Genomic DNA, 12,938 nt, shown 5'->3' with positions numbered 1-12,938 from the left:
TGCATTTGCGTTCGTCCGCAGCGGTCAGCAGGCCGCGCCGAAGACGGCGTCGGCGTACTCCGGGTGGTCGACGAACGGGTTGCGGTTGCGCTGGTAGGTCGAGTAGATCCGGTCGTTTCGCGAGCGTTCGGCTGCGGTGACGGGGTCGGCGCTGTGCCAGCCGAGCAGGACGCAGACCTTGCCGAGGTAGTTGGTCGAGCCGTTGATGGCGTTGTTGACCTCCAGGTCGGCGAACCCGTCGTCGCCGTTGTAGCGAACGGCCATGTAGAGGATGCCGCGGGCGAGGTCGCCCTTCACGCTGTCACGGGGCTCGAACGAGTCGGAGTCGGTCCAGCAGTCGCCGCACTCGGAGACGGCCGACCCGCCGAGGTCGAAGTCCTTGCTGCCGCGGGTGGAGTTGACGGTGACGTCCTCGGGCCGCAGGTGGTGCACGTCGGTTCCCGGTCCGTTGCTCGTGCCGAAGTCGCCGTGGCTCTGCGGCCAGGTGTGCTCACGGTTCCAGTTGTCGGCGCCGCCACCGTTGTTGGTCTTCGGTGTGGAGACGCCGGAGTAGAACTCGATCACGTTCGCGGAGTTGTTCGGGTCCTGGTCGAGCACTTTCAGCGTCTCCCACACCGCGCTGTAGGACAGCGTGGTGTGGCCGTCGATGATGTTGTGCAGCGCCGACTTCAGCTGCGCGCCCGAGAGCCCGGACGCCGAGTCGTAGTAGCCCGACGGAACGCCGGGCGCAGTCGTGGGCGGATCGGTCGGGTCGGTGGGCGGGGGAGTGGAGCCGGCGAACGCGAAGGCGGTCGCGTTCTTGTGGCCAGGATGAGAGAAGTACGCCGCCAGGGTGCCGGTGGCGTCGATCTGGCGGCCCTTGAGGCTCGGGTTGGACCGCAAGCCCCAGGCGGACCGGAACGCGGGCGGAATCTGCACGTAGAGCATCCGCGAGGTGTTGGTCTCCGTCGCCGAGTCCGCGATCGCGAGGGCGTAGTCGTTGGGGTAGCTGCTGGTGACGACGGTGTTGGTCGCCGTGGGTTGGCCGACGACGTAGCCACGTACGGTGGCCGTCGAGCCGTTCTGGGAGGCGATCGCCGTGGTGACGTTGATCGTGGCCGCCTGGGCCGGGGCGGTCGTGATCACGACCGCCATGAAGCTCGCCAGGGCGAGGGCAACGAGGCTGGCCAGGGTGAGGCGCAGCCGCCGAGAGGCGCTGATGGGCATGCTCGGATGGTGGCATGTCGAACAGGGTGCGGGACACCCGATGTGGGAAAGATTTACCTGGCGTTATCCCCCTGGGTAACTGAGTTCCCTGGGCGTTTGCGCCGAGTCGGCGTGGGTCAGAGTCCCGAGGCGGCGGCCCGGTCGAGGAACCAGGTGGTCTCGTGGGTGCCGATGACGCCGGCGGCCGGGATCTCGGAGATCGGGGCCCCGGCGTGGGCCTTCGCCACGGCGTCGGCCTTGCCTTCGCCGCTGACCAGGAACCAGACGGTCGTGGACCGGCGCAGGGCCTCGAAGGTGAAGGTGATGCGCTCGGGCGGTGGCTTGGGGGAGCCGGTGACGCCGACGGCGATCGCGTCCTTCGCCTCGAGCTGCGGGAAGCCGGGGAAGAGGGAGGCGATGTGGCCGTCGGGGCCGACGCCGAGCATGAGGATGTCGAAGCCGCCGCCGCCATGACTGCGTACGTCATCGGAGAACTGTGCCGCGGCCTCGTCGACGCTCAGGCCGGAGTCGGTGGCGGGCATCTCGTGGATGCGGTGGTCCGGCACGCCGACGGAGCTGAGGAACGCCGCGCGGGCCTGGCCGGCGTTGCGGTCGGGGGAGTCGGCGGCGACGTAGCGTTCGTCGCCGAAGTAGAAGTCGACCGCACCCCAGTCGACGCCCGACTCGGGCGAGAGCCGCGCGATCTCGCGGTGGATGGCCTCGGCGATGGTGCCGCCGGTGAGGCCGATGGTGGGTACGTCGCCGGCGGCCTGCAGGTCGGCGACGCGGCTGAGGAACTCTCCGGCGACCGCGGAGGCGAGCGCTTCCGCGGTGTCGTGGACCTCGATGAGTGACTCGGGGTGACCGTCGCTGGTCGTCACTGACGCTTCTCTCTGTAGTAGGCGATGAGGGACTGGGTGGAGGTGTCCTGCTGGCGGGCGGTGCTCGCGTCGCCGGAGACGGCGGGGCTGATCTGCTGAGCTAGCTGCTTGCCGAGCTCGACGCCCCACTGGTCGAAGGAGTCGATGCCCCACACCACGCCCTGGGTGAAGGTGATGTGCTCGTAGAGCGCGACGAGCTGGCCCAGGACGCCGGGTGTCAGGGCCGGCGCCATGATGGAGGTGGTCGGCCGGTTTCCGGAGAAGACCCGCGCGTTGACGATGTGCTCCGGGGTGTCCTCGGCACGCACCTGCTCGTCGGTCTTGCCGAAGGCCAGCGCCTGGGTCTGGGCGAAGAAGTTGGCCAGGAACAGCTCGTGGACGTCGACGTCCTGCCCGTCGTGGTTGTCCGCGAGCGGGTAGGCGGGGTTGGCAAAGGCGATGAAGTCGGCCGGGATCACCCGGGTGCCTTGGTGGATCAGCTGGTAGAACGCGTGCTGCCCGTTGGTGCCGGGCTCGCCCCAGAACACCTCGCCGGTGTCGGTTGTGACCGCGGTGCCGTCCCAGCGCACCGACTTGCCGTTGGACTCCATCGTCAGCTGCTGAAGGTACGCCGGGAACCGGTGCAGCAGCTGGGAGTAGGGCAGCACGGCGTGGGTCTGAGCGTCGAGGAAGTTGACGTACCAGACGTTCAGGAGACCCATCAGGGCCGGCACGTTCTGGGCCAGCGGAGTCTCGGCGAAGTGCTTGTCGATGGCGTGGAACCCGCCGAGGAACTCACCGAACCGCTCCGGCCCGATGGCGATCGCCAGGCTGGTGCCGATCGCGGAGTCGACCGAGTAGCGACCACCGACCCAGTCCCAGAACCCGAACGCGTTCTCCGGGTCGATCCCGAAGTCCGCGACCTTGTCCAGCGCGGTGGAGACCGCGACGAAGTGCTTTCGCACCGCGTCGGCCCGGTCCACGTCGCCGTTCTCGGCGAGCGCGTCGAGCAGCCAGGCCCGCGCGAGGCGGGCGTTGGTCAGCGTCTCCAGCGTCGAGAAGGTCTTCGAGGAGACGACGAACAGGGTCGTAGCAGGGTCGAGGCCCTTCAGCTTCTGGCCGGCGTCGGTCGGGTCGATGTTGGAGATGAACCGGCACTCGATCTCCGGGTGGCGGAACGGCTCCAGCGCTTCGTAGGCCATCACCGGACCGAGGTCGGAGCCGCCGATGCCGATGTTGACGACCGTCCGGATCCGCTCGCCGGTGACGCCCGTCCACTCACCTGAGCGGACCCGGTCGGCGAAGGCGTACATCTTCGCCAGGGTCTCGTGGACGGCGGGCACGACGTCGGTGCCGTCGACGACGAGGGACGCGTCGGCCGGCAGACGCAGCGCGGTGTGGAGCACCGCGCGGTCCTCGGTCACGTTGATGCGCTCACCGGCGAGCATCGCGTCGCGTCGAGCCTCCAGGCCGACCTGCTCGGCGAGCGCCAGCAGTCCGGCCAGGAGGTCGTCGGTGATGAGGTCCTTGGAGAGGTCGACGTGGAGGTCGGCCGCCTCGAAGGTGAAGCGTGAGGCCCGGCCGGGATCGTCGGCGAACCACGAGCGCAGGTCGGGCTCGAAGCCGGCCCGCAGCTCGGTGAGTGCCTTCCATGCGTCCGTCGTCGTCGCGTCGACCGGGCCTCGAGTCACTTCTTGACCGCCTCGATCTGGGCGACCACGGTGTCGACGAGCTCGGTCCAGGAGCCCTTGAACTTGTCCACGCCCTCGGTCTCCAGCGTCAGGAAGACGTCGTCGACGTCGATCCCGACCGAGCGCAGCGACTCGAAGACCGTCGCGGCCTCGGCGCCCTTGCCGCTGACGACGTCGCCCTTGACCTCACCGTGGTCGGCGAAGGCGTCCATCGTCTTCTCCGGCATCGTGTTGACCGTGTCGGCGACGACCAGGTCGGTGACGTAGAGGGTGTCGGGGTAGGCGGTGTTCTTGACCCCGGTCGAGGCCCACAGCGGCCGCTGGGCGTTGGCGCCCTCGCTGGCCAGCGCGGTCCAGCGCTCGCTCTTGTGGACCTCCTCGAACGCGGCGTAGGCAGCGATGGCGTTGGCGACCGCGGCCTTCCCGAGCAGCGCGTTGGCCTCGGGGCTGCCGATCACCTCGAGCCGCTTGTCGATCTCGGAGTCGACCCGGGAGACGAAGAACGAGGCGACGCTGCGGATGGTGGAGAGGTCCTTGCCGGCCGCCTTGGCCTGCTCCAGGCCGGTCAGGTAGGCGTCCATCACCTCGCGGTAGCGCTCGACCGAGAAGATCAGCGTCACGTTGACCGAGATGCCCTCCGCGATCGCGGCGGTGATCGCGGGCAGACCCTCCAGGGTCGCCGGGATCTTGATCAGCACGTTGGGACGGTCGACCGTGGCCCAGAGGGCCTTCGCCGAGGCGATGGTCGCGTCGGTGTCGTTGGCCAGGGTGGGCTCGACCTCGATCGAGACGCGGCCGTCGTCCTTGGTGGCCTCGGCGACGGGAGCGAGGATGTCGCAGGCGTTGCGTACGTCCTCGGTGGTGAGGGCGAAGATGATCTCGTCGACGGACTTGTCCTCGGCGACCAGCGAGCGCAGCTGCGCGTCGTAGCGTTCGCCGTCGGCGATCGCAGCGGCGAAGATGGTCGGGTTGGTGGTCACCCCGACGACGGACTTCTCCTTGACGAGATCGGAGAGGTTGCCGGTCTCGATCCGCTCCCGGGAGAGGTCGTCGAGCCAGATGGACACGCCGGCGTCGGCCAGCGCCTTGAGACGATCAGACATGTTCATGCTCCCTTGTTGATGGCGGCAAGGCTCTCCTTGGCGGCGGTGACGACCGCCTCAGGAGTGAAGCCGTACTCCTTGAACAGCAGCGCTCCGGACGCCGAGGCGCCGAAGTGCTCGAGCGATACGATCCGGCCGGCGTCGCCGACGTACTCCCGCCAGCCCTGCTTCACGCCGGCCTCGACGCTGACTCGGGCCTTGACGCTGGGCGGGATCACCGAGTCGCGGTAGTTCTGGTCCTGGGCCTCGAACCACTCCAGGCAGGGCAGCGAGACGACGCGGGCGCCGATGCCCTCCTTCGCGAGCTCCTCGCGGGCAGCGACCGCGTACTGCACCTCGGAGCCGGTGCCGAGCAGCACGACGTCGACGTTGTCGGTGGGGGAGTCGAGGAGCACGTAGCCACCGTTCGCCACGCCCTCGGTGGTCGCGTAGCCCTCCTTCCCTCGCGGGAAGGTCGGCAGCGCCTGGCGAGTCAGAACGAGCGCCGAAGGGCGGTCGTTGTGCTTGAGCACCTCGAGCCATGCGGCAGCGGTCTCGTTGGCGTCGGCGGGACGGATGACGTCGAGGCCCGGCATGGCCCGGACCGCGGCGAGGTGCTCGACCGGTTGGTGGGTCGGGCCGTCCTCGCCCAGGCCGATGGAGTCATGGGTCCAGACGTGGATCACGGGCAGCTCGGACAGTGCCCCGACGCGCACGGCGCCGCGCATGTAGTCGGAGAACTGGAAGAACGTGCCGCCGAAGACCCTGGTCGGGGAGTGGGCCACGATGCCGTTGAGGATCGCGCCCATGCCGTGCTCGCGGATGCCGAAGTGGAGCACGCGGCCGGCGTACGGGTCGGCCTTCCACTCACCGGTGGAGCGGTCCTCCGGGACGAAGCTGGGCGCGTCCGAGATGGTGGTGTTGTTGGAGCCGGCGAGGTCGGCCGAGCCGCCCCACAGCTCGGGCAGCACCGGCGCGAGGGCGTTGATCACCTTGCCGGAGGCGGCCCGGGTGGCGATGCCCTTGGCGTCGGCCTCGAAGACCGGGAGAGCGTCCTCGATGCCCTCGGGGAGCTCGCCTGCCTGGAGACGCGCCAGCAGCTTCGCGCCCTCCGGGTTGGCCTTGGCCCAGGCAGCCTCCTCGGCGCGCCAGGCCTCCTCGGCCTCTTCTCCGCGCTCGATGAGCTTGCGGGTGTGGGCGAGCACGTCGGGGTCGACGTCGAAGGTCTTGGCCGGGTCGAAGCCCATGAGCTTCTTGGTCGCGGCGACCTCTTCCTCGCCGAGAGCCGAGCCGTGGGAGGCTCCGGTGTTCTGGGCGTTGGGCGCGGGCCAGGCGATGACGGTGCGCAGCACGATCAGCGACGGCTTGTCGGTGACCTCGGAGGCCGCGTTGATCGCGGAGAACAGCTCCGGCACGTCCTCCTTGTAGTCGGTTCCGTCGTTGGTCCAGTCGACGACCTGCACGTGCCAGCCGTACGCCTCGTAGCGAGCGGCGACGTCCTCGGTGAACGCGACGTTGGTGTCGCCCTCGATCGAGATCCGGTTGGCGTCGTAGATCATCGTGAGGTTGCCGAGCTTCTGGGTGCCGGCGATCGAGCTCGCCTCGCTGCTGACGCCCTCCTGCAGGTCGCCGTCGCTGGCCAGGACGTAGGTCTTGTGGTCGAACGGGCTCGGCTGGTCGGCCGGGGTGTCCGGGTCGAGCAGGCCGCGCAGCCGGCGCTGGGCCATCGCGATGCCGACGGCGTTGGCGACGCCCTGGCCCAACGGGCCGGTGGTCACCTCGACGCCGCGGGTGTGGCCGCGCTCGGGGTGGCCCGGGGTGAGCGAGCCGAACGTGCGCAGGCTCTCCAGGTCGCCGAGCTCGAGACCGAAGCCACCGAGGTAGAGCTGGATGTAGAGGGTGATGCTGGAGTGGCCGACGGAGAGGACGAACCGGTCACGGCCGAGCCAGTCGGTGTCGGCGGGGTTGTGCTTCATCACCTTCTGGAAGAGCAGGTACGCCGCCGGGGCCAGGCTCATCGCGGTGCCAGGGTGGCCGTTGCCGACCTTCTGCACGGAGTCCATGGCCAGAACACGGACGGTGTCCACGGCCTTGCTGTCCAGATCGGTCCACTCGAGTACAGGTTTGGTGCTCACGAGGTGCCTTTTCAAAATCGTAGAGTCCACTGTGGGATGTTCTTGGGCTGGCCGTGGGGGCTGCCGAATCCGAGCCTACTCACGACCCGGGTTAGACTGCGAGCCGCATGCTGTGAACTGCCGCTGTGAGCCGCATGTGACGCCTCAACCCGATCGAGAAGGATCTTCTCAGTGACGCACGTCGAACAGCCGGTCCCCGACCTCGACCAGCGTAGCGACCGCGCGTCAATGCGCGATGTCATCTCGGCGTACGTCTCCTTGACGAAGCCGCGCGTGATCGAGCTGCTGCTGCTGACCACGGTGCCGGTGATGTTCTTCGCCGCCCAGGGTGTCCCGGGCGTCGGTCTGGTCGCTGCCACGGTCGTCGGTGGGATCTTCTCGGCCGGTTCGGCCTCGGTCTTCAACTGCGTCTACGACCGCGACATCGACGAGCAGATGAGGCGTACGCGGCGCCGGGCTCTGCCGCGGCACGTGGTCACTCCGCGCGCGGCCCTGATCTTCGGGTCGGTGCTCGCCGTCCTGTCGGTCGTCGTGCTCGGGTTCTTCGTCAACTGGCTCTCCGCGGGCCTGTCGCTGGCCGCGAACGCGTTCTACGTCTTCGTCTACACGATGCTCCTCAAGCGGCGCACCACCCAGAACATCGTCTGGGGCGGCATCGCGGGCTGCTTCCCGACCCTGATCGGCTGGACCGCGGTCACCAACCAGGTCTCCTGGGAACCGCTGATCCTGTTCATGGTCGTCTTCTTCTGGACCCCGCCGCACACCTGGGCGCTGGCGCTGCGCTACCGCGAGGACTACGCGCAGGTCGACGTGCCGATGCTGCCGGTGGTCAAGTCCGCCCGCCACGTGGGCGGTCAGATCGTGGCGTACTCCTGGGTCATGGTTGCGACCTCGCTGCTGATGTGGCCGCTGGCCTCCACGGGCTGGCTCTACCCGGTCGCGGCCATCGCACTCGGCGCCGTCTTCCTCGTCCAGGCCCACCAGCTGCACGCGCGTGCCAAGGGCACCGAGGACCTCACCAAGATCCGCCCGATGCAGCTCTTCCACTCGAGCAACCTCTACCTGAGCCTGCTCTTCGTCGCACTCGCGGTCGACCCGCTCATCCGCTGACCTCGAAAGAGCGCTGGTCCGTGTGGTCGCGGGCCGTCCGCCTCGCGGTGGCGGCGCTGGCGTGGTTCGCCGTCGCGGTGGGCCTGATCTGGTTGCTGCTGGCGTTGTCGCTGGGAAGCGAGGCAGCCGGCGGAGCGGGGTATCGCCCGTTTCCCGACGAGCTGCGCTACTGGGCGCCGGTGCTGGCAGCGACTTGTCTGCCGGGAGGGGTGCTCACACTGGTGCTGCTGGACACTCCGTCGGTGGCACGGGTCTGTGCCGGCCTCACCGGAGTGATGGTGGTGTCGGCGGGGTTCAGGATCGCTCTGGTTCCCGATGCAGCGGATCACGCTGTGCCCTATTACCAGTGGCTTCCGGTCACAGCGGGTGTCCTGCTCGTCCTGCTTGCGCTGGTCGGCTGGCGCTCCGCCGGTGAGCGACCTGCTGTGGAGCGCGGGCTGGAGTCGGTGCTGCTGGCGGTCCTCTTGTTCGGCTGCGCGTTGATGGTCGGCGCCTGGGTGTTGCTGCTGTCGGGCGACTGGATCGGGGCGTACGAGGATCAGGAGTCGACATGGGACGACGGTGGTCCCGAGGCGGTGCTCGTCTTCGTCGCGCTGGTTGCTGCCGGCCGACAAGCGCTTCGCCGCTGACCTGATCGTCAGGTGTGGGCGCGGGTGGAGACCACGACCCGGGCGATGCCGGCGGAGATGAGGGCCGCGCCGAGCATGTGGAAGCCGACCAGGACGACGGGGAGGTCGGTGAGGTACTGCACCCAGCCGATCAGGCCCTGGGCGAGCTCGATGACCAGCAGCACGATCGTGACCCGCCGGACGTACGCGTGCTTGCGGCCGAGCCAGAGGGTGACCAGGGTCGCGGCGACGAGCCCGTAGACGACGTAGGCGTGGATGTGGGACATCAGCGCCGGGTCGAGGCCGGTGCGGCGGGACTCGAGGTCGCCGGAGTGCGGGCCGGAGCCGGTCACTACTGTGCCGAGCCAGAGTGTGACCCAACCGAGGGCGAAGGTGACCAACGAGGCCACGCGCACGGCGCGCGGCGCCGCGTCACGCACGGGGGAGCGGAGCTCGTCGAGCAGCCAGACGCACAGTCCGACCATCGCCATCGACAGCAGCAGGTGGAGGGCGACGACGTACGGGTTGAGATCGGTGAGCACCGTGATCCCGCCGATGACCCCCTGGAACGGTACGCCGCAGGCGATGATGATCGCCAGGTTGCGGATCACCCCACGGCGGTTCCAGACGGCGAGGACGACCGTGATGGCGATCGCGGCCAGGACGTAGGTCAGCATCCGGTTGCCGAACTCGATCACGCCGTTGATTCCGAGCGCCTCGTGAGCCACGTAGGACTCCTCGGTGCACTTGGGCCAGGTGGGGCAGCCGAGGCCGGACCCGGTCAGCCGGACCACCGCACCGGTCACCACGATCCCGATGTTGGCCACCAGGTTGGCGATCGCGAGCCCGAACGCATGGGCACGGAGCCAGGCGACGACCTTGTCCTTGGCCGAGCGAGCCGGGCCTGTGGAGGGTTCGGTGGTGGTCATTCCCACTTGAAGGTCCTAGCTGTGAGGGTGGAACCGAGGAGGGCCCAGATCAGGAGCACGCCGAGGTCTCGCCAGGCGGGGACGCCGTCGAGGAAGGCGGTGCGTACCGCCTCACCCAGCGCGCCCGAGGGCAGCCAGCGGGCGACGTCGCCGAAGGCGCCGTAGGCGGTCAGCGGCAGCACCACGGCACCGCCGGCGAGGAGAAGCAGGTAGATGAGGTTGGCCGCCGCCAGGGTCGCCTCGGCACGCAGCACGCCGGCGACGAAGAGCCCGAGCGAGGCGAAGGCCAGCGTGCCCGTCGCGATGGCGAGGAAGAAGGCGAGGACCGTGCCGAACCCGGCGGCCGGAGTCCAGCCGAGGAGCTGGCCGACGGCGCCGATCACGAAGAGCTGCACGAGCTGTACGCAGCCGAGCGCGAGCACCTTGCCGGCGAGCAGGCCGATCCGGGGGAGCGGTGAGGCACCGAGCCGCTTGATCACGCCGTAGCGCCGCTCGAAGCCGGTCGCGATCGCGAGGCTGGTGAAGGAGGTCGACATGATCGCCAGGGCGAGGACGCCAGGGGTGAGGAGATCGACCAGCGACTGGTCGGTGCCGAGATCGAGGTCGATCGCGTTGCCGGCGGTGACGCCACCGATCAGCACCATCACCGGGATCACGACAGCGAGCAGGAGCTGCTCGCCGTTGCGGAGCATCAGCTTGGCCTCCATCAGCGCCTGGGCGACCACCTGACGGGTGATCGGGGCGGTGCCGGGCTTTGGGGTGAAGGTCCCCGTGGTCACCTCAGACATGCTCGACCCCGTCCGTGAGAGCGATCCCGCCGGTGAGGTCGAGGAAGACGTCCTCGAGGCTCCTGCGTCCCAGGGTCAGCGACTCCGGGAGGACGTCGTTCTCCTCGCACCAGCGGCTCACCTTGGCGAGCGTGGTCGGGTCGGCCCTACCGGTGACCCGCATCGAACGCTCGTCGAGCAGGGTGACCTCGGTGTCCTCGCCGAGCGCCTTGCGCAGGGACTCACGGGCACCGGGCGGGAACGGCTTGGTCACCACCAGCCGCACGGTCGCCGTCGCACTCATCCCATTTCCTGGGCCTCGGGTGAGCTCGAGAGGAGTCCCCGAGGCGATCATCCGCCCGCGGTCGATGATGTGCACCTGGTCGGCCAGCTCCTCGGCCTCCTCCAGGTAATGGGTGGTGAGCACGACGGTGACGCCGTCGGCGCGGAGCTCGCGGAGCAGCTCCCAGGTCGTACGCCGCCCCTGCGGGTCCATCCCCGCCGTCGGCTCGTCCACGAAGACCAGCTCCGGGCGGCCCACCAGGGCCATCGCGAGCCCGAGCCGCTGCTGCTGGCCACCGGAGAGCCGTCGGTAGGGGGTGCGGCCGCACTCGCCCAGCCCGAGGCGCTCGGCAAGGTAGTCGACGTCGAGCGGGTGCGCGTGGAGCCGTGCGATGTGCTTGAGCATCTCCATGGCGCGTACGCCGCTCCAGGCGCCCTGCCCCTGCAGCATCACCCCGATCCGGGGGAGCAGCCGCTTGCGGTCGGCGATCGGGTCGAGCCCGAGCACCCGCACCGTCCCCTGCTGGGGGCGCCGATAGCCCTCGCAGGTCTCCAGCGTCGTCGTCTTCCCGGCGCCGTTGGGCCCGAGGACTGCCGTGATCGAGCCGGACGCGACGCTCAACGAGAGCCCGTCGACGGCTGCCTTGTCGCCGTAGGTCATGCGCAGGTCGCGTACCTCGACAGCGGGCCTGGCGACGGAAGATTCCACGGCGGCAGTCTAAGAAGGCCCACGCCACCAGCCCAATCGCGTGCCTGTGCACTCGCGGATTCTTAGGTGTCTATAAGGACGTTGGCCGCCCAACTCCCACCGAAGGACGGCCAACGCGGGGATGAGACGCGATGCCCCTAGTCCTATGACGCGGTGTCTCAGAAACAATTTCTGCTCAGAAGGTCAACAAGCAAGGCGGTCAGGAATCGAGAAGCCCCCAAGCCCCGGGATTCCTAAGGTCGAGACATGTTCACACTTCGGACCATCACCCTCGACGCAGCAGACCCCACGGACGCCCGGGCGTTCTATGACAAGGCCTTCGGCCTCACCGACCAGATCTCCGTACGCCAGGGTCCGGGAACCGGCACCGGCCGGCCGTTCACGCTCTCCCTCGTCGTCGGCCAGCCCTCGACGGTCGACAGCCTCGTCGACTCGGCGCTCGCGGCCGGCGCCGTCTCCCTGAAGCCGGTCGAGAAGTCCTTCTGGGGCTACGGCGGCATCGTCCAGGCCCCCGACGGCTCGATCTGGAAGATCGCGACCTCGGCGAAGAAGGACCGCGGGGCCGCCACCCGGGAGATCGACGACATCGTCCTGCTCCTCGGTGTCGCCGACGTCAAGGCGAGCAAGAGGTTCTACGCCGAGCGGGGGCTCGGGGTGAAGCGGAGCTTCGGCGGCAAGTACGCCGAGTTCGAGGCCGCTCCTGGTGCGGTCCAGCTCGCGATCTATCCCCGGCACGCGCTGGAGAAGGAGACCGGCGTCGCGCTCGACCCGTCTGCGGCGTACGGCATCGCTCTCGGAGGTGGCGGCGAGGCCTTCATCGACCCGGACGGGTTCGCCTGGCAGGCTGTGGACCATGGCACGCACGATCGCGACGAACACGACCGTTGATCTCGAGGGGCTGCTGGAGTTCGTGCGCCCCCGGCACCAGATGGTCCTGGTGACCAGCCGGTCCGACGGATCCCCGCAGCTCTCCCCGGTTACCGGCGGCGTCGACGACGACGGCCGGATCGTGATCGCGACCTACCCGGAGCGGGCCAAGACCCGCAACGCCCGCAGTCGTCCGCAGGTCAGCGTCCTGGTCCTCTCCGAGGAGTGGAACGGCGCCTGGGTCCAGGTCGACGGCGAGGCCGAGGTGCTCGACGCAACGGCGGGGGAGGCGGTGCTCGACGCGTTCGTCACCTACTTCCGCAACATCTCCGGCGAGCACTCCGACTGGGACGAGTACCGCCAGGCGATGGTCGATCAGGATAAGTCGCTCCTCCGGATCACCCCGCAGCGCTGGGGCCCGGTCGCCACCGGCGGCTTCCCCGCACGCCTCACATAAACCAGTGGCACCAGACGTACGCCGCTGACTACCGTTTCTGCTTCAGCAACACGCGACGAGGAGATGAGCATGCGCAGGTCGGTCGAGATCCGCTCCGCCGCCGGGAACCCCCGCCTGGCGAGCGCTGCCTGCCTGCCGTCCGACCTCCGCTCGGACCGCATCGGCCAGGAGCCGCCGACGCGCTGAGCCACAGCGCACCCCGTCGAAGGGCCGCTCCCGCCGAACAGAACCCGGCCGGAGCGGCCCTTCCGCATCT

The 12,938-nt window shown here is 69.1% G+C and carries 12 protein-coding genes; 4 read left to right on the top strand and 8 right to left on the bottom strand.

The window, feature by feature from the left end; translation table 11 throughout:
• Window positions 1–24: 24 nt before the first annotated feature.
• The 5 genes from BJ988_RS12865 to tkt form a co-directional block, all read right to left on the bottom strand.
• On the bottom strand, window positions 25–1,206 hold the full coding sequence (locus tag BJ988_RS12865; protein WP_179658353.1) for an endonuclease: 1,182 nt from the start codon (window positions 1,204–1,206) through the stop codon (window positions 25–27).
• Between the two features lie 116 nt (window positions 1,207–1,322).
• A complete protein-coding gene (gene pgl, locus BJ988_RS12860) occupies window positions 1,323–2,066 on the bottom strand; it encodes a 6-phosphogluconolactonase (RefSeq protein WP_179658352.1) in 744 nt (247 codons plus the stop codon).
• Window positions 2,063–3,736 carry a glucose-6-phosphate isomerase gene (gene pgi, locus BJ988_RS12855; protein ID WP_179658351.1) on the bottom strand — a complete coding sequence of 558 codons (1,674 nt, stop codon included), beginning with the start codon at window positions 3,734–3,736 and terminating at the stop codon, window positions 2,063–2,065. The genes pgl and pgi overlap by 4 nt, the downstream gene beginning before the upstream one ends.
• The gene (gene tal, locus BJ988_RS12850; protein WP_179658350.1) at window positions 3,733–4,839 is read right to left on the bottom strand and encodes a transaldolase; all 1,107 of its coding nucleotides are present in this window, start codon (window positions 4,837–4,839) and stop codon (window positions 3,733–3,735) included. Before tal ends, pgi begins: the two co-directional genes overlap by 4 nt.
• 2 nt (window positions 4,840–4,841) lie before the next feature.
• Complete coding sequence (gene tkt, locus BJ988_RS12845; protein WP_343051594.1) at window positions 4,842–6,953, bottom strand: transketolase; 2,112 nt, start codon at window positions 6,951–6,953, stop codon at window positions 4,842–4,844.
• A 171-nt stretch (window positions 6,954–7,124) separates the two neighbouring features.
• Here tkt and BJ988_RS12840 point away from each other — a divergent pair, with 171 nt between their 5' ends.
• Window positions 7,125–8,063: a heme o synthase gene (locus tag BJ988_RS12840; protein ID WP_179658348.1), complete on the top strand. Its 939-nt coding sequence runs from the start codon at window positions 7,125–7,127 to the stop codon at window positions 8,061–8,063.
• 20 nt (window positions 8,064–8,083) lie between these two features.
• Window positions 8,084–8,692, top strand: a complete 609-nt coding sequence (locus tag BJ988_RS12835) for a hypothetical protein (RefSeq protein WP_179658347.1) — start codon at window positions 8,084–8,086, stop codon at window positions 8,690–8,692.
• Between the two features lie 8 nt (window positions 8,693–8,700).
• On the opposite strand, the gene BJ988_RS12830 is transcribed toward BJ988_RS12835, so the two are convergent.
• From BJ988_RS12830 to BJ988_RS12820, 3 genes are read right to left on the bottom strand one after another with little or no spacing between them, the layout of a single operon-like run.
• The gene (locus tag BJ988_RS12830; protein WP_218860830.1) at window positions 8,701–9,600 is read right to left on the bottom strand and encodes a COX15/CtaA family protein; all 900 of its coding nucleotides are present in this window, start codon (window positions 9,598–9,600) and stop codon (window positions 8,701–8,703) included.
• A complete protein-coding gene (locus tag BJ988_RS12825; RefSeq protein ID WP_179658345.1) occupies window positions 9,597–10,388 on the bottom strand; it encodes an ABC transporter permease in 792 nt (263 codons plus the stop codon). The genes BJ988_RS12830 and BJ988_RS12825 overlap by 4 nt, the downstream gene beginning before the upstream one ends.
• A complete protein-coding gene (locus tag BJ988_RS12820) occupies window positions 10,381–11,358 on the bottom strand; it encodes an ABC transporter ATP-binding protein (protein ID WP_425490844.1) in 978 nt (325 codons plus the stop codon). The genes BJ988_RS12825 and BJ988_RS12820 overlap by 8 nt, the downstream gene beginning before the upstream one ends.
• A gap of 246 nt (window positions 11,359–11,604) precedes the next feature.
• On the opposite strand from BJ988_RS12820, the gene BJ988_RS12815 reads away from it, so the two are divergent.
• Both BJ988_RS12815 and BJ988_RS12810 read left to right on the top strand, forming a co-directional pair.
• Window positions 11,605–12,246, top strand: coding sequence for a VOC family protein (locus BJ988_RS12815; RefSeq protein WP_179658344.1), 642 nt, complete (start codon window positions 11,605–11,607; stop codon window positions 12,244–12,246).
• Window positions 12,212–12,682: a PPOX class F420-dependent oxidoreductase gene (locus tag BJ988_RS12810; RefSeq protein ID WP_179658343.1), complete on the top strand. Its 471-nt coding sequence runs from the start codon at window positions 12,212–12,214 to the stop codon at window positions 12,680–12,682. The genes BJ988_RS12815 and BJ988_RS12810 overlap by 35 nt, the downstream gene beginning before the upstream one ends.
• The last annotated feature ends 256 nt before the right edge of the window (window positions 12,683–12,938 follow it).

This window comes from Nocardioides panzhihuensis, assembly GCF_013408335.1.
Classification (GTDB): Bacteria; Actinomycetota; Actinomycetes; order Propionibacteriales; family Nocardioidaceae; genus Nocardioides; species Nocardioides panzhihuensis.
This window is presented reverse-complemented; position numbering and strand designations above follow the sequence as displayed.

Coding starts and splice junctions, on each gene's coding strand:
- BJ988_RS12865 (WP_179658353.1), bottom strand. CDS start 1,206: ATGCCCATCAGCGCCTCTCGGCGGCTGCGCCTCACCCTGGCCAGCCTC.
- tal (WP_179658350.1), bottom strand. CDS start 4,839: ATGTCTGATCGTCTCAAGGCGCTGGCCGACGCCGGCGTGTCCATCTGG.
- BJ988_RS12830 (WP_218860830.1), bottom strand. CDS start 9,600: ATGACCACCACCGAACCCTCCACAGGCCCGGCTCGCTCGGCCAAGGAC.
- BJ988_RS12825 (WP_179658345.1), bottom strand. CDS start 10,388: ATGTCTGAGGTGACCACGGGGACCTTCACCCCAAAGCCCGGCACCGCC.
- BJ988_RS12815 (WP_179658344.1), top strand. CDS start 11,605: ATGTTCACACTTCGGACCATCACCCTCGACGCAGCAGACCCCACGGAC.
- BJ988_RS12810 (WP_179658343.1), top strand. CDS start 12,212: ATGGCACGCACGATCGCGACGAACACGACCGTTGATCTCGAGGGGCTG.